General features: G+C 63.3%; 22 protein-coding genes. 12 read left to right on the top strand and 10 right to left on the bottom strand.

The features are described from left to right. Positions 1-77: 77 nt before the first annotated feature. The 7 genes from WDB71_RS02230 to tkt all read right to left on the bottom strand — a co-directional run bounded on the left by WDB71_RS02230 (position 78) and on the right by tkt (position 9,199). Complete coding sequence (locus WDB71_RS02230; protein ID WP_341503021.1) at positions 78-806, bottom strand: DUF481 domain-containing protein; 729 nt, start codon at positions 804-806, stop codon at positions 78-80. A gap of 53 nt (positions 807-859) precedes the next feature. Further along, positions 860-2,344 (bottom strand): thioredoxin-like domain-containing protein, encoded by a 1,485-nt coding sequence (locus WDB71_RS02225; protein WP_341503020.1) that lies wholly within the window; start codon positions 2,342-2,344, stop codon positions 860-862. A 72-nt stretch (positions 2,345-2,416) separates the two neighbouring features. Next, positions 2,417-3,610: an ISL3 family transposase gene (locus WDB71_RS02220; protein WP_341501879.1), complete on the bottom strand. Its 1,194-nt coding sequence runs from the start codon at positions 3,608-3,610 to the stop codon at positions 2,417-2,419. Between the two features lie 146 nt (positions 3,611-3,756). Further along, a complete protein-coding gene (fba, locus tag WDB71_RS02215; protein ID WP_341503019.1) occupies positions 3,757-4,821 on the bottom strand; it encodes a class II fructose-bisphosphate aldolase in 1,065 nt (354 codons plus the stop codon). Positions 4,822-4,932: 111 nt separating this feature from the next. Continuing rightward, a complete protein-coding gene (locus WDB71_RS02210) occupies positions 4,933-6,096 on the bottom strand; it encodes a phosphoglycerate kinase (protein WP_341503018.1) in 1,164 nt (387 codons plus the stop codon). Positions 6,097-6,151: 55 nt separating this feature from the next. Next, positions 6,152-7,150, bottom strand: a complete 999-nt coding sequence (locus tag WDB71_RS02205; protein WP_341503017.1) for a glyceraldehyde 3-phosphate dehydrogenase NAD-binding domain-containing protein — start codon at positions 7,148-7,150, stop codon at positions 6,152-6,154. A 54-nt stretch (positions 7,151-7,204) separates the two neighbouring features. Continuing rightward, positions 7,205-9,199: a transketolase gene (gene tkt / locus WDB71_RS02200; protein ID WP_341503016.1), complete on the bottom strand. Its 1,995-nt coding sequence runs from the start codon at positions 9,197-9,199 to the stop codon at positions 7,205-7,207. A gap of 263 nt (positions 9,200-9,462) precedes the next feature. On the opposite strand from tkt, the gene metK reads away from it, so the two are divergent. Together metK and WDB71_RS02190 are read left to right on the top strand one after the other, a co-directional pair. Beyond that, entirely contained in the window at positions 9,463-10,617 is a 1,155-nt protein-coding gene (metK, locus tag WDB71_RS02195) for a methionine adenosyltransferase (protein WP_341503015.1), read from the top strand. 46 nt (positions 10,618-10,663) lie between these two features. Further along, complete coding sequence (locus WDB71_RS02190) at positions 10,664-11,125, top strand: SprT family zinc-dependent metalloprotease (protein WP_341503014.1); 462 nt, start codon at positions 10,664-10,666, stop codon at positions 11,123-11,125. A 25-nt stretch (positions 11,126-11,150) separates the two neighbouring features. Here the strand turns inward: WDB71_RS02190 and fghA are convergent, their stop codons facing one another. Further along, positions 11,151-11,975, bottom strand: coding sequence for an S-formylglutathione hydrolase (fghA, locus tag WDB71_RS02185; protein ID WP_341503013.1), 825 nt, complete (start codon positions 11,973-11,975; stop codon positions 11,151-11,153). A 280-nt stretch (positions 11,976-12,255) separates the two neighbouring features. Between fghA and WDB71_RS02180 the strand changes: the two genes are divergently transcribed. From WDB71_RS02180 to ruvX, 5 genes are all read left to right on the top strand, one after another. Next, complete coding sequence (locus WDB71_RS02180; RefSeq protein WP_341504170.1) at positions 12,256-12,933, top strand: endonuclease; 678 nt, start codon at positions 12,256-12,258, stop codon at positions 12,931-12,933. Next, on the top strand, positions 12,933-13,664 hold the full coding sequence (rsmE, locus tag WDB71_RS02175) for a 16S rRNA (uracil(1498)-N(3))-methyltransferase (RefSeq protein WP_341503012.1): 732 nt from the start codon (positions 12,933-12,935) through the stop codon (positions 13,662-13,664). The genes WDB71_RS02180 and rsmE overlap by 1 nt, the downstream gene beginning before the upstream one ends. Before the next feature lie 12 nt (positions 13,665-13,676). Beyond that, a complete protein-coding gene (gene gshB / locus WDB71_RS02170; RefSeq protein WP_341503011.1) occupies positions 13,677-14,612 on the top strand; it encodes a glutathione synthase in 936 nt (311 codons plus the stop codon). 73 nt (positions 14,613-14,685) lie between these two features. Next, a complete protein-coding gene (locus tag WDB71_RS02165; protein ID WP_341503010.1) occupies positions 14,686-15,255 on the top strand; it encodes a YqgE/AlgH family protein in 570 nt (189 codons plus the stop codon). Further along, positions 15,255-15,677 carry a Holliday junction resolvase RuvX gene (gene ruvX, locus WDB71_RS02160; RefSeq protein ID WP_341503009.1) on the top strand — a complete coding sequence of 141 codons (423 nt, stop codon included), beginning with the start codon at positions 15,255-15,257 and terminating at the stop codon, positions 15,675-15,677. Before WDB71_RS02165 ends, ruvX begins: the two co-directional genes overlap by 1 nt. 41 nt (positions 15,678-15,718) lie before the next feature. On the opposite strand, the gene WDB71_RS02155 is transcribed toward ruvX, so the two are convergent. Beyond that, on the bottom strand, positions 15,719-16,828 hold the full coding sequence (locus WDB71_RS02155; RefSeq protein WP_341503008.1) for a PilT/PilU family type 4a pilus ATPase: 1,110 nt from the start codon (positions 16,826-16,828) through the stop codon (positions 15,719-15,721). An 11-nt stretch (positions 16,829-16,839) separates the two neighbouring features. Then, the gene (locus WDB71_RS02150; protein WP_341503007.1) at positions 16,840-17,874 is read right to left on the bottom strand and encodes a type IV pilus twitching motility protein PilT; all 1,035 of its coding nucleotides are present in this window, start codon (positions 17,872-17,874) and stop codon (positions 16,840-16,842) included. A 35-nt stretch (positions 17,875-17,909) separates the two neighbouring features. On the opposite strand from WDB71_RS02150, the gene WDB71_RS02145 reads away from it, so the two are divergent. Genes WDB71_RS02145 through WDB71_RS02125 form a run of 5 tightly spaced genes read left to right on the top strand, consistent with a single transcriptional unit; the run spans position 17,910 to position 20,758 of the window. After that, positions 17,910-18,602 (top strand): YggS family pyridoxal phosphate-dependent enzyme, encoded by a 693-nt coding sequence (locus tag WDB71_RS02145; protein ID WP_341503006.1) that lies wholly within the window; start codon positions 17,910-17,912, stop codon positions 18,600-18,602. A gap of 2 nt (positions 18,603-18,604) precedes the next feature. Further along, positions 18,605-19,420, top strand: coding sequence for a pyrroline-5-carboxylate reductase (gene proC / locus WDB71_RS02140; protein WP_341503005.1), 816 nt, complete (start codon positions 18,605-18,607; stop codon positions 19,418-19,420). Then, complete coding sequence (locus WDB71_RS02135; RefSeq protein WP_341503004.1) at positions 19,420-19,968, top strand: YggT family protein; 549 nt, start codon at positions 19,420-19,422, stop codon at positions 19,966-19,968. The genes proC and WDB71_RS02135 overlap by 1 nt, the downstream gene beginning before the upstream one ends. A 10-nt stretch (positions 19,969-19,978) precedes the next feature. Continuing rightward, positions 19,979-20,263 (top strand): DUF167 family protein YggU, encoded by a 285-nt coding sequence (gene yggU, locus WDB71_RS02130; protein ID WP_341503003.1) that lies wholly within the window; start codon positions 19,979-19,981, stop codon positions 20,261-20,263. Positions 20,264-20,317: 54 nt separating this feature from the next. After that, positions 20,318-20,758, top strand: coding sequence for a DUF4426 domain-containing protein (locus WDB71_RS02125; protein ID WP_341503002.1), 441 nt, complete (start codon positions 20,318-20,320; stop codon positions 20,756-20,758). Positions 20,759-20,766: the final 8 nt, after the last annotated feature.

The following is a 20,766-nucleotide window of genomic DNA, read 5'->3' as shown; positions in this document are numbered from 1 at the left end:
GGCGGGCCCAGTAGATAAAGCCTAGTCAATGAATGGATGCCGCTAGGCATGAAAAAGCCGGCTTTTGCCGGCTTTGCCTAGAAAGTGTAGAGAAGTGTGAGGGACGTCTCGGTGTCGGTCTTGTCGGTATCGGCCGGCACCTTGGAGGTGTGCTTGACCTTGTAGGCCACCTTCATGGCCAGGTTGCCCATCACGCTGGCCTGCACCGAGGTGATGGACTCGGTGATGACGTTGTTGTCCTCAAGGCCGATCTCGGATTGGATCTCCTGCTTGAACAGGGCGGTTTTGGACAGGTGGTATTCAAAACGGCCTGACAGGCGGGCGATGTACTCTTCTTCGCTGTCTTCACCCGCTTCATTGACCATTTCCAGCTTGTTGAAGCGGTAACCCAGGCCGCCAGCCAGTTCCAGGAAGTTCTTGTCCTGCTTCCATACCCGGCTACCGTAACCGGTCGCGGCCACGGCCTGGAAGTCGAAACCGGAGAAGCGATCCTTCTCGTAGGAACCGCGCACGAACCAGAAGTCCTTGTCATTGAACTTGTAGTCACCCTGGGCGGCAGCGCGGTATTTCTCGGCCGTGGTCTGCTCTTCCTTCTCGGAATTGAAGTACTCCACCAGGTAGTTGTTACGCCAGTTCTCCATATCATGGGTGACGTCGATGCGGCCCTTGATATTGGTTTCATTGGTGTTGCCCGAGGTGATCAGGGCGCCCAGCTCGGCTTCCCCTTCCCAGCTCTTGGCTTCTTCTTCGGCCATCACGGGCACGGCCACCAACGCCAGCACGGGCAGGCAGTACGTCAATTTCATTGTTTTCTCCCATGGAAAAGCGGCCCCAAGGGCCGCCAAAATCAACCTGGAACTCAAAAAGCGAGTTCAAAAGGAGCTATTTTACCGTTCAACGGCTCGATTAACAGCAGGCGATCCTGGTTGGTATCCGCCACCAGTAGCCGCTCCCCCAGCCGGGCCAGGCCACCGGGTTCATTGAGGGCATTGTCCGGCAGGGGCACAGTGCTGATCTGTCCTTTTTCCAAATCGAGCCGCCTCAGGCCGTGGTTGTAGGTATCGGCCACATACAGGGTGCTTTTATCCCACCACAGCACCCCCAGGGCATGTTGCAGCAGCGCCTTGGCGAAGGGGCCGTCCTTGTGGCCGAAGTCGAACAGGCCCTGCCCCACCAGGGTCTTGACCCTTTTGCCGTTCAAGTCGAGCTCCCTAATGGCCGAGGCCTCGGAGTCGGCCACCCACAGGCGCTCGCCGTGCAGCGCCAGGCCTGACGGCTGGTTGAAGGCACTGGCCTCGAAGCTGCCATCCTCCAGCGCTTCCCGGCCGGTACCGGCCAGTACCTCGAGTCGTTTCCTCTTGAGATCGAGCCGCCAGATCTGGTGGCTGCCGGCCATGGCGATGGCCAGGCTGTGCTCGTCCAGTGCGACCAGATCCCAGGGCGAGCGGATGGCCGTGCCCTGGGCCGGGCCGCCTTGATAGGGATAGCCCCCCAACTGGCCGGTACCGGCCACGGTAGTCACCTGCTTGTTCCTGAGGTCGATACGGCGAACAAGGTGGTTGCCGGTGTCGGCCACGTAGAGGGACTGGCCAAGGAAGGCCAGTCCCTGGGGATCGCGGAAGCAGCTGACTTCAAAGCCGCCGTCCTCGGCACAGGCCTCGCCGCTGCCGATGATGGCCTGCACCTGCCCCTGGTGATCGGCCAGGACGATGCGATGATGGCCGGTGTCGGCCACCGCCACCCGCTTGTCGCTGACCGCCACCTTGCCCGGCGCTGCCAGGCCCTGCTCGGCCAGCTCCAGGGGCTTGAGCGGCAGTGGTGTTTCATCGAGCCTGCCCTTGAACTCTTCAAGCAGGGCCGCCACCACCTGATCCAGCAGCTGGTACCTGCCCTCTCCCGAGGTCTTGCCCACCACCCGGCCGGCGGGATCTATGACCACGAAACTGGGCCAGGCCCGCACCCCGTACTGGCGCCACTGGCTGAAGGCCACGTCGTTGGCCACGGCATGGTCGATGTCGTAGCGGGCGACGATGCGCTGCAAGGTCTTGAGGCGTTTCTCGTTGTCGAACTTGGGGGAATGAATGGAGATCACCGCCAACCTGTGGCCGTATTTCTGCTCCAGCTTCTTCAGATCCGGCAACACGTGCATGCAGTTGACGCAGCCGTAGGTCCAGAAGTCCAGGATCACCACCTTGCCCCTCAGCCCCTCCAGGGTCAGGGGCTGGGTCACGTTCAGCCATTGCAGCTCGGGGCCGAAGGGCACGGCCCGCTCCCGGTAGGCACCATTGGCTGCGAACATCACCACTCCCAGGGCCAGCAAGGCCCACTTCATCCAGCTTTTCATAGGCCCTCCAGGCAGTCTGTTAACAGGACCGGGCCGGCGGGCTTTCCTTGCTCAGGGCGCAAAAAAAGAGGTTCATCGCGGATCTCCGGGGAAGGCGGCTTTTATCTTCAGGAAGAAGTACTCCAGATCCCGATAGCCATAAGCCATCCGCTTCATCAGTTTGATTTTGTTGTTCATCCCCTCCAGCCGGCAGGTATGGAGGGGATAGCTGGCGGAAGCGACTATCCCTGGCAAGTAGGGTTTTAGCTTACGGGCGAACTGCAACAGCGGCGCGATGCCACTTTCCTCCACCTGCTGCCACCAGAGCCGCCATTGGCGATGGGCCGTTTGCTCATCGCGGCAGTACCACAGCGCCTTCAACTGCTCCTTGAGCACGTAGACCACCATCAGATCACGGTTGGCGGCCAGCAAGGCTTCGAGGCGGCCACGTTCCTTGTCATTGAGATTGCCCTCGTTTTTGAGCAACACCCAGCGGCTACGCTTGATATGACGGCGGGCCTGCTGCTCGGTGCCCTGGGCCTTGGCACAGTCGAGCCGCACCCGGTCAATCACCTCCCGGCCATACTTGGCCACCACATGGAACAGGTCGTAGACCACCCTGGCGTTGGGGCAATGCGCCTGCACCTCCAGATCGAAGGCGGTGTTCATGTCCATCGCCACGGCCTCGATCTGCTGACAGCGTTCGCCTAGCCGCTCGAAGAAGGGCCGGATGCTGCGGCGACTGCGTCCCTCGCCTATCCACAACACCTGGTGGGTATCCGCATCGGCGATGACGGTGGCGTAGCGGTGGCCCTTGAACAGGGCGAACTCATCCATGACCAGTCGTCGCAACCGGGACCAGTCGGGCTCGGTGACCTGCCGCTGCAGGCGGCGCTTGTCGATGGCCTTCACGGTGTGCCAGTGCAGCCCCAGCAGTTCACCGACCTGCTTGACCGGCAGTAACGCCAGTAGGCGTTCGGCGTAGCGTTCCAGACGGCAGCTCAAACGGGCGAAGGGACGCAGCCAGGAGATGTGTTCGGTCCCTCGGCCGCACTGATGGCAGTTAAGCCGTCGCACCGGCACCTTGAGGGTCACGGTATGGTCCATCAGTGCGCGATCGGCGACCGTTCTCCAGGTGGTGTCGTGGACGGCTTGGGCCAGCTTGCCGCAACGACAGCAGGGCGGGCGATTGGGGCTGAGGTGAATGGTGAGATGTTGGTCGTGTTGCTCTATGTGGTCGGGGCTAAAGCCTTCCCACAGCTCGAACGGAAGGGTAAGCTGCGACATCGAAAACGGCTGGTTGGTTAGTGTCTTTGTTTGGCGACATCACAATAACCTATCCAGCCGTTTTCACATCTATTCCCCGCTAATGTGCGAAGAACCAAAAAAGAAAGGGAGCCCTAAGGCTCCCTTTCTCAAGCAAAGCGCCTGGCTTATTTGACCTTGGGGGTCAGCTCGCCCTTGGCGTACAGCTCGGCCATGGCATCCAGGGAGATGGGCTGGATCTTGCCGGCCTGGCCGACGCAGCCAAAGGCCTCGTAGCGGGCGATGACGATATCGCGCATGGCGTCGGTGCTGGCCTTGAGGAACTTGCGGGGGTCGAAGTTGCTGGTGTTCTGGGCCAGGTGACGACGCACGGCACCGGTAGACGCCAGGCGCAGGTCGGTGTCGATGTTGACCTTGCGCACGCCGTGCTTGATGCCTTCGACGATCTCCTCCACGGGCACACCGTAGGTTTCCGGGATCTCGCCGCCAAAGTCGTTGATCACCTTCAGCCATTCCTGGGGCACGGAGGAAGAGCCGTGCATGACCAGGTGGGTGTCGGGGATACGGGCGTGGATCTCCTTGATGCGGTCGATGCGCAGCACGTCGCCGGTGGGCTGCTTGGAGAACTTGTAGGCGCCGTGGCTGGTGCCGATGGCGATGGCCAGGGCGTCCACCTGGGTCAGCTTGACGAACTCCGCCGCCTCTTCAGGGTCGGTCAGCAGCTGGTCGTGGTCCAGCACGCCCTCGGCGCCGATGCCATCTTCCTCGCCGGCCTGGCCGGTTTCCAGGGAGCCCAGGCAGCCCAGCTCACCTTCCACGGACACGCCGCAGGCGTGGGCCATCTCGACGGCGCGACGGGTCACTTCGACGTTGTAGTCCCAGTCGGCCGGGGTCTTGCCGTCGTCCTTCAGGGAGCCGTCCATCATCACCGAGCTGAAGCCCAGCTGGATGGAACGCTGGCAGACGGCGGGGCTGGTGCCGTGATCCTGGTGCATGACCACCGGGATGTGCGGGAATTCCTCGATGGCGGCCAGGATCAGGTGGCGCAGGAAGGGGGCGCCGGCATAGCTGCGGGCACCGGCGGAGGCCTGCACGATAACGGGGGCGTTACAGTGGTCAGCCGCTTCCATGATGGCGCGCATCTGCTCCAGGTTGTTGACGTTGAAGGCGGGGATGCCGTAGCTGTTCTCTGCAGCGTGATCCAGCATCTGGCGCATGGAAATCAGGGCCATGGGTATCGTCTCCGTAGGGTAGCTTGGGTGGGCGCCGTCCCGCGCCCGTAAACGTTTCGCTTAGTGTACCAGAAAGGGCCGCCGTCACTTAAGTGAGGGCGGCCTCCTTGTTCAGCCGTTGGCGCGCTCTTCCAGCATGGCCACCGCCGGCAGTACCTTGCCTTCCACGAACTCCAGGAAGGCGCCACCGCCGGTGGAGATGTAGGAGACATCGGCCTTGACGCCGTACTTGTCGATGGCGGCCAGGGTGTCGCCGCCACCGGCGATGGAGAAGGCCTCGGACTCGGCGATGGCCTTGGCCAGCACCTCGGTGCCCTTGCCGAACTGGTCGAACTCGAACACCCCCACCGGGCCGTTCCAGAGGATGGTCTTTGCGGACTTCAGCAGCTCGGCCAGGGCGGCGGCGCTGTCGGGACCGATATCCAGGATCATCTCGTTCTCGGCCACCTCGTCGGCGCTCTTGACCACCGCCTCGGCGGTTTCGGCGAACTCGGTGGCCACCACCACATCGCTGGGCAGGGGAATGGACACCTTGTCCATCAACGCACGGGCCGTGGAGATCAGATCCGCTTCGTGGAGGCTGTTGCCCATGGGCTTGCCGGCCGCGGCCAGGAAGGTGTTGGCGATGCCGCCGCCGACGATGATCTGATCACAGATCCCGGACAGGGAGTTGAGCACGTCCAGCTTGGTGGACACCTTGGAGCCGGCGACGATGGCCACCAGCGGGCGCTGGGGCGCCTTGAGGGCCTTGCCCAGGGCGTCCAGCTCGGCGGCCAGCAGCGGGCCGGCGCAGGCCACGGGGGCGAACTTGGCCACGCCGTGGGTGGAGGCCTGGGCCCGGTGGGCGGTGCCGAAGGCGTCCATCACGAAGACATCGCAGAGGGCCGCCAGCTTCCGGGCCAGGGCGTCGTCGTTCTTCTTCTCGCCGACGTTGAAGCGGACGTTCTCGAACAGCACCACCTCACCTTCGGCCACCTCGACGCCGTCCAGGTAGTCGCGCACCAGGCGCACCGGCGCGTCCAGCAGGCCATTCAGGTATTCGGCCACCGGCGCCAGGGAGGCGGCCTGGTCGAATTCGCCCTCGCTGGGGCGGCCCAGGTGGGACATCACCATCACCCTGGCGCCCTTTTCCAGGGCCAGCTTGATGGTAGGCAGGGCCGCCTGGATGCGGGCGTCGGAGCTGACCTTGCCGTCCTTGACCGGCACGTTGAGATCTTCGCGGATCAGCACCTTCTTGCCTTGCAGATCCAGGTCCATCATCTTGATTACCGACATGGTGTTTCCTCGTAGTGTCTTGAGTCTTTTCGGGGCTTGGGCCCCTTCTAGGTATTCATTTGCCCAGCCAGGCCAGGCTGGTGTCCAGCATGCGATTGGCAAAGCCCCATTCGTTGTCGAACCACAGCAGCAGCTTGACCATGCGCCCGTCCGTGACCCGGGTCTGGGTACCGTCCACCACCACCGAATGGGCATTGTGGTTGTGGTCGATGGAGACCAGCGGCTGGCAGTCGTATTCCATGATGCCCCGGTAAGGGCCCTGAGCGGCCTCCCGCAGCACGGCGTTGACCTGGGCCGCATCCACATCCGTGCTCATGGCCAGGGACAGATCCAGTGCCGACACGTTCAGGGTCGGTACCCGCACCGAGATGGCCTCGAACTTGTCCATGAACTTGGGCAGCACCCGGCCCACGCCGCGGCCCAGCTGGGTATCCACCGGCACCATGGAATGGCTCATGGCCCTACTCAGGCGCAGATTGGGCTGGTAGGCGTCCAGCACCTGCTGGTCGTTCATGGCGGCGTGGATGGAGGTGATCAGGCCGTGTTCGACGCCAAAGGCCTCGTCCAGCAGCTTGATCACCGGCACCAGGCAATTGGTGGTGCAGGAGGCGTTGGAGACCACCTTCAGATCCGGGCTCAGCCGCCGGTGGTTGATGCCGTAGACGATGACATCGTCGACGCCGTCGTCGGCCGGATTGGAGATCAGCACATGGCGGGCGCCGGCCCGCAGGTGGGCCTCCGCCTGCATGCGGCTGCGAATGACGCCGGTGCATTCCAGCACCAGATCCACCTCACCCCAGGGCAGGCGCTGTGGGTCGGGCTCGCTGAGCAGGCGGATGGGATGGCCGTCCAGCCACAGGCAGTCCCCCTCCAGGCGGACATCGGCGTTCAAACGGCCATGGGTGGAATCGAACTTGAGCAGGTGGGCAACGGCGTCGAAGTCGGCCAGCTCGTTGATGGCCACCACCTCCAGTTGCGACCAGAGCCCCCGTTCGTGAAGTGCGCGCAGTACTGCTCGGCCAATGCGCCCAAAGCCGTTGATGGCTACCTTCATGCCACTCCTTGTGAATGTAAAAAAAGGGGCAGGCCTTGGCCTGCCCCCTGGGGTTTAGAACAGGCCTTCGGCCACCTGCACCACGTTGTCGACGGTGAAGCCGAAGTGCTTGAACAGGTCGCCGGCCGGGGCGGACTCACCGAAGGAGTGCATGCCGACCACGGCGCCGTTCAGGCCAACGTACTTGTACCAGTAGTCGGCGATGAGGGCTTCCACGGCCACGCGGCGGGTGACAGCAGAAGGCAGCACGGCCTCCTTGTACTCGGCGCTCTGGGCATCGAACACGTCGGTGCTGGGCATGGACACCACCCGCACCTGGCGCCCCTTGGCGTTCAGCTCGTCGGCGGCGGCCAGGGCCAGCTCCACTTCGGAGCCGGTGGCGATCAGGATCAGCTCCGGGGTACCGGCGCAATCCTTGAGCACATAACCACCCTTGCGCACGTCGGCCAGCTGCTGGGCGCTGCGCGGCAGGCAGGGCAGGCCCTGGCGGCTGAAGATCAGGGAGGTGGGGCCGTCGTTACGCTCCACGGCGTGCTGCCAGGCCACGGCGCTCTCGACGGTGTCGGCGGGACGCCAGGTGGACATGTTGGGAGTCAGGCGCAGGTTGGCCACCTGCTCCACCGGCTGGTGGGTGGGGCCGTCTTCGCCCAGGCCGATGGAATCGTGGGTGTAGACGAAGATGCTGCGCTGCTTCATCAGGGCGGCCATGCGCACGGCGTTGCGGGCGTATTCCATGAACATCAGGAAGGTGCCGCCATAGGGAATGAAACCGCCGTGCAGGGCGATGCCGTTCATGATGGCGCTCATGCCGAACTCGCGGACACCGTAGTGCAGGTAGTTGCCGGAGGCATCGTCATGGCTGACCGCCTTGGAGCCGGACCACATGGTCAGGTTGGAGGGGGCCAGGTCGGCGGAGCCACCCATCAGCTCGGACAGCAGCGGGCCGAAGGCGTTCAGCACGTTCTGGGACGCCTTGCGGGTGGCGACCTTCTCGGCCTTGTCCTGGCACTCCTGAACATAGGCGGCGGCCTTGTCGCTGAAGTCGGCGGGCAGTTCACCCTTCATGCGGCGCACGAACTCGGCGGCCAGCTCGGGGTGGGCGGCCTGGTAGGCCTCGAACTTGGCGTTCCAGTCGCTCTCCAGGGCAGCGCCCTTGGCCTTGGCGTCCCAGCCGGCCTGGATGTCGGCGGGGATCTCGAAGGGACCGTGCTCCCAGCCCAGGAACTCGCGGGCGGCCTTGATCTCGTCGTCGCCCAGGGGCGCGCCGTGGCAGTCGTGGCTGCCGGCCTTGTTGGGGCTGCCGAAGCCGATGATGGTCTTGGTGATGATCAGGGTCGGGCGGCTCAGGTCGCCACGGGCCTCTTCGATGGCGGCCTTGATGGCGTCGGCGTCGTGGCCGTCCACGTCGCGGATCACCTGCCAGCCGTAGGCATCGAAGCGCTTGGCGGTATCGTCGGTGAACCAGCCCTCGATGTGGCCGTCGATGGAGATGCCGTTGTCGTCATAGAAGGCGACCAGCTTGCCCAGGCCCAGGGTGCCAGCCAGGGAGCAGGCCTCGTGGGAGATGCCTTCCATCAGGCAGCCGTCGCCCAGGAAGCAGTAGGTGAAGTGGTCGACGATGTCGTGGCCGTCACGGTTGAACTGGGCGGCCAAGCTCTTTTCGGCGATGGCCATGCCCACGGCATTGGTGATGCCCTGGCCCAGGGGGCCCGTGGTGGTCTCGATGCCGGGCGCATAGCCGTACTCGGGGTGGCCCGGGGTCCTGGAATGCATCTGGCGGAAGTGCTTGAGGTCCTCGATGGACAGGTCATAGCCGCTCAGGTGCAGCAGGGAGTAGATCAGCATGGAGCCGTGGCCGTTGGACAGCACGAAGCGGTCACGGTCGAACCAGTCGGGGTTCTGGGGGTTGTGCTGGAGGTAGTCATTCCACAGCACTTCGGCAATATCGGCCATGCCCATGGGGGCACCCGGGTGACCGGAATTGGCTTTCTGAACCGCATCCATGGACAGGGCACGGATGGCGTTGGCAAGCTGGCGACGGGACGGCATTGCTGTCTCCTATAAGAGTGAGGACCCAAAAAAGCGCGCTTATTTTCGCCCAAAGGACTGCCAGGGGCAAATGCCGGCGCCGCCTATGCAGGGGGCGTCACATGGTCTTTAATGGGTTACGGCAGGGGCGGAGATTTTTTGCACAGAAGTACTAGCGTCCAGACGTCTAAAGCTTTAGAATCCCCGCCCTAATTTCTGAGCATGGTGCGCAAGAATCGGTCACCATGCTTTTCTTGCCAACATTTCAATGAGTTGAGTGGGAAATGACCAGACGTCTTTTTACCTCCGAGTCCGTATCCGAAGGCCATCCCGATAAGATCGCCGACCAGATCTCCGACGCCGTCCTGGATGCCATCCTGGAACAGGATCCGAGGGCCCGTGTTGCCTGTGAAACCTACGTCAAGACCGGCATGGTCATCGTCGGTGGCGAGATCAGCACCTCCGCCTGGGTCGATATCGAAGATCTGGCCCGTAAGACCGTTCGCGAGATCGGCTACACCAGCTCCGAGATGGGCTTCGACGGCGACAGCTGTGCTGTTCTGAACGCCATCGGCAAGCAGTCCCCGGACATCGCCATGGGCGTCGACCGCGCCGACCCCAGTGAGCAGGGCGCCGGCGACCAAGGCCTGATGTTCGGCTACGCGTCCAACGAGACCGACGTGCTGATGCCGGCCCCCATCACCTATGCCCACCGTCTGGTCAAGCGTCAGGCCTACATCCGCAAGAGCCACGAGCTGGACTGGCTGCGCCCGGACGCCAAGTCCCAGGTGACCTTCGTCTACGAGAACGGCATCCCCGTGGCCATCGACGCCGTGGTGCTGTCCACCCAGCACAACCCGGACATCGATCAGGAAACCCTGCGCGAAGCGGTGATGGAGCACATCATCAAGCCGGTACTGCCGGCCGAGATGCTGACCAGGGACACCAAGTACTTCATCAACCCCACAGGCCAGTTCATCATCGGTGGCCCCATGGGCGACTGCGGCCTGACCGGCCGTAAGATCATCGTCGACACCTACGGCGGCATGGCCCGTCACGGTGGCGGTGCCTTCTCCGGTAAGGATCCGTCCAAGGTCGACCGCTCCGCCGCCTACGCCGCCCGCTATGTGGCCAAGAACATCGTTGCCGCCGGCCTGGCCGACCGCTGCGAGATCCAGGTCTCCTACGCCATCGGCGTGGCCGAGCCCACCTCCATCTCCGTGGAGACCTTCGGCACCGGCAAGATCGAGGAAGAGCGCATCGACCAGCTGGTCCGCGAGCACTTCGACCTGCGCCCCTATGGCCTGATCGAGATGCTGGACCTGAACAGGCCCATCTACAAGCCGACCGCCGCCTATGGTCACTTCGGCCGCGAGGAATTCCCCTGGGAGAAGACCGACAAGGCCGAAGAGCTGCGCGCCGCCGCTGGCCTCAAGTAAGGCCAACCGGCAGAATAAGGGGAGCTTAGGCTCCCCTTTTTATTTCATGCAGCAACTTATCGAGGCCGTCGAGGCCGCCTTTGCCAGGGCCGAGGCACATTTCGGCAAGCCCTTTCCCCGCCCGGCCGTGACCCTGGATCTGCGCGGCCGCGCCGCCGGCCAGGCCCACCACGGCAAGGGCCAGCTGCGCTTCAACGCCAGCCTGTACCGGGAAAACCGCGCCGCCTTCCTCCAGGAGGTGGTTCCCCACGAGGTGGTCCACTGGCTGGTGTGGCACCATCACGACACCCGCTGCCGCCCCCACGGCCGGGAATGGCAGGCCATGATGAGCCAGGTGTTCGGGCTGGCACCGAGGCGCACCCATGACTTCGCGGTGCGGGAAGACAGCTTTGCCTACCGCTGCCTCTGCATGGAACACCGGCTGACGGTGCGCCGCCACAACAAGGTGCAGCGGGGCCAGGCCCAGTACCGCTGCAAGGGCTGTGGCGCCACCCTGGTGCCGGCATGACCAAGCCGCCTTGAGGCGGCTTTTTTCATTTCAGCTGGGCGGCATGGAAGCGCAGGTGATCTTCCATGAAGGTGGCCACGAAGAAGTAGGAATGGTTGTAGCCGGCTCGCTTGTGCAGCACCAGCTCCGAACCCGAGCTGTCGGCGGCGCTGACCAGCTCATCCACCAACAGCTGCTCGTCCAGGAAGGGGTCGTCCATGCCCACATCCACCCGGATCGGCCAGGGCGCCTTGGCGTCCGCCAGCAGGGTAGCGGCATCATAGGACTCCCAGTCCGCCAGGTTGTCGCCCAGGTAGGCGGCAAAGGCCTTCTTGCCCCAGGGGCAACTGAGCGGATTGCTGATGGGGGCCAGGGCCGACACGGATCTGTAGCAGTGGCGATTCCTCAGGGCGATGACCAGGGCGCCGTGGCCGCCCATGGAGTGGCCACTGATGCCGCGCTTGCCGGACAGGCCCAGGCGGCCTTCCACCAGCTCCGGCAGCTCCCGGCTCACATAATCATACATGCGGTAGTGCTCGGCCCAGGGCGCCTGGGTAGCGTTGACATAGAAGCCGGCGCCCAGGCCCAGATCATCGGCCTGGTCGTCGGCCACACCCTCGCCCCTGGGGCTGGTGTCCGGCACCACCAGAGCCAGGCCCAGCTCGGCGGCGATGCGCTGGGCACCGGCCTTGTGAACGAAGTTCTCATCGGTGCAGGTCAGACCCGACAGCCAGTACAGCACAGGAGTTTCCTTGCAGGCCCCGGGCGGCAGGAACACCGACAGGGTCATGTCGCAGTTCAGGGTCTTGGCCCTGTGGCGGTAGCGGCGCTGCTCGCCGCCGAAGGCCAGGTGTTTTTCGATCAGTTCCATATCGTCCTCGGTACAGGTTCAGCGAGCTGACTCTCCTGCCTTCGTGCATCCGCTCTAAGACGGTGTTGATGCCTTCAAGGCCCATGGCCTTTGCTCGCCGTCAGGCATTTGCTAAGTGTGGCCCATGGAATTCCTGTTTGGTGGAACAAGACAGCTTCACCCTCAACTGGGCCTGGCCTTGCCAAAACGCCTGTGCGTCTTGAGCCGCCCCGCCCCTTGGCGGAAAATAGCCCCCATAAGAGATTCATAAGGCCCAGACATGAGCCGTGCGCTAATTGGAATGCTGGTGGCATTTTGCCTGCCGGCCATGGCCGCTGACAGCTTCAGCGCCGCCAAGCGGGATGCCAGGCGCATCTACGCCGACCACAACAGCAGTTTCTACTGCGGCTGCGCGATCAGCTGGCAGGGCAAGAAAGGGGTGCCCGATCTGGCCAGCTGCGGCTACCAGGTCCGCAAGCAGCAGAGGCGGGCCAACCGCATCGAGTGGGAACACGTAGTGCCGGCCTGGGAGTTCGGCCATCAACGCCAATGCTGGCAAATGGGCGGGCGCAAGGCCTGCAAGAAGGACCTGGCCTTCACCCGCATGGAAGGGGATCTGCATAACCTGGTGCCGGCCGTCGGCGAGGTCAACGGCGACAGATCCAATTTCCGCTTCGTGGAAAGCCGGGACAAGCCGTTCCAGTATGGCCAGTGTCCCATGGTGGTGGATTTCAAGGGCCGCCGCGCCACGCCGCCGCAAAGGGCCAAGGGCGCCATAGCCCGCACCTATTTTTACATGAGCGACAGGCACGGCCTGAAGCTCGCCGGGCAGCAGCGCAAACTCTTCGAAGCCTGGCACAGGCTGTATCCCGTTACCGCCTGGGAGTGCGAACGCAACCAGCGTATTCGTGCCATCCAGGGCAACGACAACCCTCACGTCACCAGAGCCTGCCTGCAGCTGGCCAACAAGGAGCACTGATGCGGATCCCCAGAATATACGAGCCCCAGTCCCTGCCCCTGAGCCAGGAAGTGACCTTGGGAGAAGACGGTGCCAACCATGTGGGCCGAGTGCTGCGCATGCAGCCGGGCCAGGCGCTGGTGCTGTTCAACGGTGACGGCCACGACTACCGGGGCGAGATCACCCAGGCCAGCAAGAAAACGGTGAGGGTGCGCCTGGACGACAGGCAGCACAAGGACAACGAGTCGCCGCTGGCCCTGCATCTGGGCCAGGTGATCTCCCGGGGTGAGCGCATGGAGTTCGTGATCCAGAAATCCGTGGAGCTGGGCGTGGCCAGCATCACGCCGCTGTTTTCCGAGCGCTGCGGTGTCAAGCTCAGCGGCGAGCGCCTGGATAAGAAGGTAGGCCAATGGCAGAAAATCGCCATCGCCGCCTGCGAGCAGAGCGGCCGGGCCAGGGTGCCCCAGGTGAGAGCCGCCATGGCGCTGGATACCTGGTGCGGCGAGGACTTCGAGGGCGTGCGCCTGACCCTGAGCCCCCACGCCGAGCACAGCATCCAGACCCTGCCCGGTGAATTCACCGCCGCCCGACTGTTGATCGGCCCGGAGGGCGGCTTCACTGATGAAGAGGTGGCCCTGGCTGCCCAAATGGGCTTCGAAGATGTACTCTTGGGGCCTCGGGTGCTGCGCACCGAGACCGCTGCCCTGACCGCCATTACCGCCCTGCAGCTTCGCTACGGCGACCTGGGCTAACAAGGAGTTGCCATGAAAGTCGGCATCATCATGGACCCCATAGGGGCCATCAACATCAAGAAGGACACCACCTTCGCCATGGCCCTGGAGGCCCAGCGCCGGGGCCACGAGCTCTACTACATGGAGATGGCCGATCTGTCCATGGACGGCGGCACCCCCCTGGGCCGCATGGCCAGGCTGCACGTGCAGGAAGACCACGAACACTGGTTCCGGCTGGAAGAGGCGGCGGAACAGCCCCTGGCGGCGCTGGACATGATCCTGATGCGCAAGGATCCCCCCTTCGACACCGAATACATTTACGCCACCTACCTGCTGGAGCGGGCCGAGGAGGCCGGGGTCAGGGTGGTCAACAAGCCCAGATCCTTACGCGATTGCAACGAGAAGCTGTTCACCGCCTGGTTCCCGGAGCTGACGCCGCCGACCCTGGTCACCAGCCGCGACGGTGCCCTGCGGGCCTTCCACCAGAAGCACGGCGATGTCATCTTCAAGCCCCTGGACGGCATGGGCGGCGCCTCCATCTTCCGGCTCCGTGAGGACGAACCCAACCTGGGGGTCATCATCGAGACCCTGACCCATCACGGCAAGCGCTACTGCATGGCCCAGAAGTTCATGCCGGAGATCACCGACGGCGACAAGCGGGTGCTGGTGGTGGGCGGCAAGCCGGTGGAATACTGTCTGGCCCGCATTCCCCAGGGCGGCGAGACCCGCGGCAACCTGGCCGCCGGCGGCCGCGGCGAGGTACGGCCGCTATCTGAAACGGACAGGGCCATCGCCGAGCGGGTCGGTCCCGAACTGGTGAAACGGGGTCTCTATTTCGTGGGGCTGGACATCATCGGCGACAGGCTCACCGAGATCAACGTCACCTCCCCCACCTGCGTCCGCGAGATCGAAGGCGAAACCGGCATCAACATCTGTGCCCGCCTTTTCGACACTCTGGAACGGCAATAAGCAAGGCCGGGCGGCTTTCAAAGCCGCCTGCCTAGCTGCCATAATTAGGTAAAATCCCTTATCGGCCTGGTCTATGCGGAGTTTGCAGAACCATTTCCTGATCGCCACCCCCAGCATGGCGGATCCCTACTTTGCCCGTACCGTCACCTACCTGTGCGAGCACAACGACGAGGGCGCCATGGGCCTGATCGTCAACCAGCCCGTTGACGTCACCATCACCGAAATGCTCAAGCAGCTGGAGCTGGTGGAAGGCGAGCCGGAAAGCCTGCGGGGCCGCTGCGTCTACTCGGGCGGGCCGGTAAACCCGGAGCGGGGTTTTGTGCTGCACAGTCCCAAGCGCGGCTATAACGCCAGCCTCAGCCTCAACAGCCAGCTGATGATCACCACCTCTGTGGATATCCTCAGCGCCCTGGGCGCCGAGATGGGCCCGGAGCGCTTCCTGGTCACCCTGGGTTACGCCGGCTGGGAAGCCGGCCAGCTGGAAAAGGAACTGACCGATAATACCTGGCTGGTGGTGCCCGCCGATGAGGAGCTCACCGCCAAGCTGCTCTTCGACACCCCGCCGTCAAAACGCTGGGAAGTGGCCTGTGCAAGGCTCGGCTTCGATATCTGGCAACTCTCTTCCGACGTAGGACACGCCTGATGACAACAAGAACCATATTGGCCTTCGATCACGGGGCCAAAAGCATCGGCGTGGCCGTCGGCCAGGAGGTCACCGCCAGCGCCTCCCCCCTGAGCGCCATCAAGGCCAGCGACGGCCAGCCCAACTGGGACCTTCTGGCCGGGCTGCTCCGCGAGTGGCAGCCGGATCTGCTGGTGGTGGGCCTGCCACTGAACATGGACGGCAGCGAGCAGCACACCACGGCCGCGGCCCGCAAGTTCGCCAACCGTCTCCATGGCCGTTTCGGGCTGCCGGTCGAGACCCAGGACGAGCGGCTGACCACGGCCGCCGCCAAGGAGTGGCTGTTCGAACATGGCGGCTTCCAGGCCCTGGACAAGGGCAAGATCGACTCGGTCTCCGCCTGCCTGATCCTCGAGTCCTGGTTCGAGCATCAATACCAATAAGAAAGCCGCCCCAGGGGCGGCTTTTTCATAAGGCTTACAGCTTAGTCACCCAGGGTGACGTTTTCAAGGGAGGCCGAGGAGCCGGCCTCACCCTTGCTGAGCTTGATCATCAGGCGCAGATCATTGGGCGAATCGGCATAGTGCAGGGCATCGGCATAGGTGATGACACCCTTGCTGTAAAGCTCGAAGATGGCCTGGTCAAAGGTCCTCATGCCCAGCTCGTTGGAGCGCTCCATGGTGTCCTTGAGCAGGTGCAGTTCGTTCTTGCGGATCTGCTCGCTGACCAGGGGCGAGTTGAGCAGCACCTCCACCGCCACGGCCCGGCCGCTGCCGTCCTTCTTGGGTATGAGCTGCTGGGCCACCACGCCCTTGAGGTTCAGGGACATGTCGAACAGGAATTGCTCCCGCTTGTCCTTGGGACACAGATGCAGCACCCGCTCCAGGGCCTGGTTGGCGTTGTTGGCGTGCAGGGTCGCCATGCAGAGGTGGCCCGTCTCGGCGAAGGCCAGGGCGAACTCCATGGTTTCTATGGTGCGGATCTCACCAAGCAGGATCACGTCCGGCGCCTGGCGCAGGGTGTTCTTGAGCGCCACGTCGAAGGAGTCGCAATCGATGCCCACCTCCCGCTGGGTGATGATGGACTTGCGGTGTTCGTGGACGAATTCGATGGGGTCCTCGATGGTGATGATGTGGCCACGGGCATTTTCGTTGCGATAGCCCACCATGGATGCCAGCGAGGTGGACTTACCCGTACCGGTGGCGCCCACCATCAGCACCAGGCCACGCTTGGTCATGGCCAGATCCTTGAGGATCGGCGGCAGAGAGAGCTCCTCGACCGTGGGGATCTCGGTCTGGATGCGGCGCAGCACCATGCCGGCCGCTTCCCGCTGTACAAAGGCAGACACCCGGAAGCGCCCTATGCCGCGGGCGTTGATGGCAAAGTTGCAGTCGTTTTGCTGGGCAAACTCCGCCTTCTGTTTGTCGTTCATGATGCTTTCGACCATGGCCTTGGCCTCGGCCAGGCCCAGCCGCTGGTCGGTGACCGGCCGGATCTCGCCGTTGACCTTGATGGAAGGCGGCAGGCCGGCCGTGATAAAGAGGTCCGAAGCTTCCAGCTCGGCCATGCGATGCAGCAGACTCTTCATATCCATGGGCTTTTCCTTTAGAAAGCGCTCTTATCCACCGCCTTGTGGCGGGCATCCAGGCGATTGACCAGGCCCCGGTTGACCAGCTCCTTCAGGCACTGGTCCAGGGTCTGCATGCCGTGGGACATACCGGTCTGGATGGCGGAATACATCTGGGCCACCTTGTCCTCGCGGATCAGGTTGCGGATGGCCGGGGTGCCGATCATGATCTCGTGGGCGGCGATACGGCCACCGCCGGTCTTCTTGAGCAGGGTCTGAGAGATAACCGCCTGCAGGGATTCCGACAACATGGAACGGACCATGGATTTCTCGCCGGCCGGGAAGACGTCGATGATACGGTCGATGGTCTTGGCCGCGGAGCTGGTGTGCAGGGTACCGAACACCAGGTGACCGGTTTCGGCCGCGGTCAGGGCCAGGCGGATGGTTTCCAGATCCCGCATCTCACCCACCAGGATCACGTCGGGGTCTTCACGCAGCGCCGAACGCAGGGCGGCGGCAAAGCTGTGGGTGTCGCGGTGCACTTCCCGCTGGTTGATCAGGCACTTCTTGTTTTCGTGGACGAATTCGATGGGGTCTTCGATGGTCAGGATGTGATCGTTCCTGTTGTCGTTGACGTGGTCGATCATGCCCGCCAGGGTGGTGGACTTACCGGAACCCGTGGGCCCGGTGACCAGCACCAGGCCCCTGGGCTTGGTGACGATATCCTTGAAGATGGCAGGGGCGCCCAGATCCTCCAGGCTCAGCACCTTGGAGGGGATGGTCCTGAACACGGCCGCGGAGCCGCGGCTCTGGTTGTAGGCGTTAACCCTGAAACGGGCCACGCCGGGCACCTCGAAGGAGAAATCCACTTCCAGGTGCTCTTCATATTCCTTGCGCTGCTTGTCATTCATGATGTCATAAATGAGCGAGTGCACTTCCTTATGTTCCAGGGACGGCAGGTTGATACGGCGGACATCACCATCGACCCGGATCATGGGTGGAACACCAGCGGAAAGGTGTAAATCGGACGCGTTGTGCTTGACGCTAAAGGCCAACAGTTCGGTAATATCCATGACTCTTCTTATGTCTCCAACGTGCGGGCCACTCAATGACAACAATAGCAGAACGCTTGCAAGCGGCCAGAAGGCGCATCTGTGACGCCGCCCTGAGCGCCGGTCGTGACCCGGATAGCATTCAATTACTGGCGGTCAGCAAGACCAAACCCCTAGCGGATATTTATGCCGCCTATGACGCCGGCCAGAGGGCCTTCGGCGAAAACTACGTGCAGGAAGCCGTAGACAAGATAGCAGCCTTCAAACGCCCGGACGTGCAATGGCATCTCATTGGCCCCCTCCAGTCCAACAAGACCCGCATCGTGGCCGAGCACTTCGATTGGGTGCAAAGCCTTGACAGGGAAAGGATTGCCATTCGCCTGGACGAACAACGCCCGGCTCACCTTAACCCTATCCAGATCTGCATACAAGTGAACGTCAGCGGCGAAACCAGCAAGTCTGGACTTGCTCTGGACCAGGTCGAAAAGCTGGCCCAAAAGGTCGACGAACTGCCCAACCTGACCCTGAGGGGCCTGATGGCCATCCCCAAGGCCGATGACGATCCCGACCGGCAGAGGGCCGCCTTCGCCACCCTGCGTCATGCCTATGAAAAGCTGAAGCGACAGTATGAAACCGTGGATACCCTGTCCATGGGGATGAGCAATGACCTCGAAGCCGCTATCATGGAGGGCGCCACTCTGGTCCGATTGGGCACCGCCATCTTCGGTGCCCGCCAAACAAAAGGGTGAACATGGAACACAAAGCGATCGCATTCATAGGTGCCGGCAACATGGCCGGCGCCATCATGGGTGGCCTGGTGGGCGCCGGCTACCCCAAGCAGCTCATCACCGCCAGCAACCCTTCCCCAGGTAAACTGGACAAGCTCGCCACCGAGCTGGGCATCAACACCACCCAGGACAACCTGGCCGCCGTCGAGCAGGCCGAGGTCGTCGTGCTGGGCGTCAAGCCCCAGGTCATGCAGAAGGTCGTCGAGGAGCTCAAGCACCTCAACGACGGCAAGCGCCTGTTCATCTCCATCGCCGCCGGGGTCACCCTGGACCATTTCGAGACCTGGTTCGGCGCCAAGGTGCCGCTGATCCGCACCATGCCCAACACCCCCAGCCTGCTGGGCCTGGGCGTCACCGGCCTCTATGCCGGCCCGGGCACCAACGAGGCGGACAGCTCCTTTGCCGACAAGCTGATGCGCTCCGTGGGCAAGACCGCCTGGGTCAAGAGCGAGGCCGAACTGGATCACATCATCGCCGTGGCCGGCTCCGCCCCCGCCTATTTCTTCCTGTTCATGGAAGCCATGGAAGCCAAGGCCATCGAGCTGGGCTTCGACCCCGGCACGGCCCGGGAGCTGGTGCAGCAGACCGCCCGCGGCGCCGGTGAAATGGTCCGGCGCAGCGACATGCCCATCCGCGAACTGCGCCGCCAGGTGACCTCGCCCGGCGGCACCACCGCCAAGGCCATTGAACACTTCAAGGACGCCGACCTGGCCGGCATGGTGGCCGGTGCCATGGACGCTGCCATCGCCCGTGCCAAGGAAATGGCCAAGGAGCTCTGATGAACGCCTTCGTGTTTCTGGTCAAGACGCTGTTCGACCTCTACATCATGGTGGTGCTGCTGCGGATCTGGCTGCAGTGGGCCAGGGCCGACTTCTACAATCCCTTCAGCCAGTTCGTGGTCAAGGCCACCCAGCCGGTGCTGAAGCCGCTCAGGCGCGTCATCCCGGCCCTGGGGCCCATAGACACCGCCTCGGTGCTGTTCGCCCTGGTCCTGACCATGGCCAAGATCGTCGCCATCACCCTTATCGCCGGCGGTGGCCTGCCGCCCTGGCTGCCACTGCTGATCACCACGCCCCTGGCACTGATCCAGAACATCTTCGATCTGGTGCTGTACGTGGTCATCGCCGGGGTGATCCTGTCCTGGGTCATGCAGGGCTATAACCCCATCGCCATGGCCATAGGCCAGCTGACCGAGCCCCTGCTCAGGCCCATCCGGCGCCTGCTGCCCAACCTGGGCGGCCTGGATTTCTCGCCCATGGTGCTGCTGCTGGGGCTTTACTTCCTGAAGCTGCTGATCGCCGATATGACGGGTATCCACTTTGGCTGAGGCGGTGCAAATGGAGGACGGGGATCTCGTCCTCCAGCTCTATGTCCAGCCCAAGGCCAGCCGCGATGCCTTCATGGGCCTGCACGGCGATGAACTCAAGCTGGCCATCACGGCCCCGCCCGTGGACGGCAAGGCCAATGCCCATATCCAGAAGTTTCTGGCCAAGCAGTGCAAGGTTGCCAAGGGACAGGTCTGCATAGAGAAGGGGGAGCTGGGCCGGCACAAGCGGATCCGGGTCAAGGCGCCGTCACAAGTTCCCGAGGCAATCAATCACTTATTGAACGAAACGCCCTAGCGGTCCAGACGGTCTTATCCATACTTAGAGGAAAAATCAGACAAGGAGACAACCATGGGTGCCTTTACCCGACGTCTGCTGATGACATTGGCGGTGGCCTTTGCCTTTGTCGGCGGCCTCAATGCCGAACAGATGATCAGCTCCGGCCACTACCAGGTCCACTACCAGGCCCTGGCCACCACCTTCCTTCCCCCGGAAGTGGCCGCCAACTACGGCATCAAGCGCAGCCGCTACACCGGCCTGCTCAATGTGTCGGTGCTGGACCAGGCCCAGGATGGCAAGCCGGCCACGGCCGCCACCCTCAAGGGGGTAGCCCGCAACCTGCTGGGACACCGCATCGAGCTGGACTTCAAGGAGATCCGCGAAGGTCAGGCCATCTATTATATTGCCGAGGTACCCCACTCCAACGAGGAGACCTACCGCTTCGATATCCAGATCGCCACCCAGGACAGCACCATCAACCTCAAGTTCGAGCACAAGTTCTACGTGGACTGATGTGCTAT

It is taken from the genome of Gallaecimonas sp. GXIMD4217 (genome assembly GCF_038087665.1).
In the GTDB taxonomy this organism is placed as follows: domain Bacteria; phylum Pseudomonadota; class Gammaproteobacteria; order Enterobacterales; family Gallaecimonadaceae; genus Gallaecimonas.
This window is presented reverse-complemented; position numbering and strand designations above follow the sequence as displayed.

Coding starts and splice junctions, on each gene's coding strand:
- WDB71_RS02230 (WP_341503021.1), bottom strand. CDS start 806: ATGAAATTGACGTACTGCCTGCCCGTGCTGGCGTTGGTGGCCGTGCCC.
- WDB71_RS02225 (WP_341503020.1), bottom strand. CDS start 2,344: ATGAAAAGCTGGATGAAGTGGGCCTTGCTGGCCCTGGGAGTGGTGATG.
- WDB71_RS02220 (WP_341501879.1), bottom strand. CDS start 3,610: ATGTCGCAGCTTACCCTTCCGTTCGAGCTGTGGGAAGGCTTTAGCCCC.
- fba (WP_341503019.1), bottom strand. CDS start 4,821: ATGGCCCTGATTTCCATGCGCCAGATGCTGGATCACGCTGCAGAGAAC.
- WDB71_RS02210 (WP_341503018.1), bottom strand. CDS start 6,096: ATGTCGGTAATCAAGATGATGGACCTGGATCTGCAAGGCAAGAAGGTG.
- WDB71_RS02205 (WP_341503017.1), bottom strand. CDS start 7,150: ATGAAGGTAGCCATCAACGGCTTTGGGCGCATTGGCCGAGCAGTACTG.
- tkt (WP_341503016.1), bottom strand. CDS start 9,199: ATGCCGTCCCGTCGCCAGCTTGCCAACGCCATCCGTGCCCTGTCCATG.
- metK (WP_341503015.1), top strand. CDS start 9,463: ATGACCAGACGTCTTTTTACCTCCGAGTCCGTATCCGAAGGCCATCCC.
- WDB71_RS02190 (WP_341503014.1), top strand. CDS start 10,664: ATGCAGCAACTTATCGAGGCCGTCGAGGCCGCCTTTGCCAGGGCCGAG.
- fghA (WP_341503013.1), bottom strand. CDS start 11,975: ATGGAACTGATCGAAAAACACCTGGCCTTCGGCGGCGAGCAGCGCCGC.
- WDB71_RS02180 (WP_341504170.1), top strand. CDS start 12,256: ATGCTGGTGGCATTTTGCCTGCCGGCCATGGCCGCTGACAGCTTCAGC.
- rsmE (WP_341503012.1), top strand. CDS start 12,933: ATGCGGATCCCCAGAATATACGAGCCCCAGTCCCTGCCCCTGAGCCAG.
- gshB (WP_341503011.1), top strand. CDS start 13,677: ATGAAAGTCGGCATCATCATGGACCCCATAGGGGCCATCAACATCAAG.
- WDB71_RS02165 (WP_341503010.1), top strand. CDS start 14,686: ATGCGGAGTTTGCAGAACCATTTCCTGATCGCCACCCCCAGCATGGCG.
- ruvX (WP_341503009.1), top strand. CDS start 15,255: ATGACAACAAGAACCATATTGGCCTTCGATCACGGGGCCAAAAGCATC.
- WDB71_RS02155 (WP_341503008.1), bottom strand. CDS start 16,828: ATGGATATGAAGAGTCTGCTGCATCGCATGGCCGAGCTGGAAGCTTCG.
- WDB71_RS02150 (WP_341503007.1), bottom strand. CDS start 17,874: ATGGATATTACCGAACTGTTGGCCTTTAGCGTCAAGCACAACGCGTCC.
- WDB71_RS02145 (WP_341503006.1), top strand. CDS start 17,910: ATGACAACAATAGCAGAACGCTTGCAAGCGGCCAGAAGGCGCATCTGT.
- proC (WP_341503005.1), top strand. CDS start 18,605: ATGGAACACAAAGCGATCGCATTCATAGGTGCCGGCAACATGGCCGGC.
- WDB71_RS02135 (WP_341503004.1), top strand. CDS start 19,420: ATGAACGCCTTCGTGTTTCTGGTCAAGACGCTGTTCGACCTCTACATC.
- yggU (WP_341503003.1), top strand. CDS start 19,979: ATGGAGGACGGGGATCTCGTCCTCCAGCTCTATGTCCAGCCCAAGGCC.
- WDB71_RS02125 (WP_341503002.1), top strand. CDS start 20,318: ATGGGTGCCTTTACCCGACGTCTGCTGATGACATTGGCGGTGGCCTTT.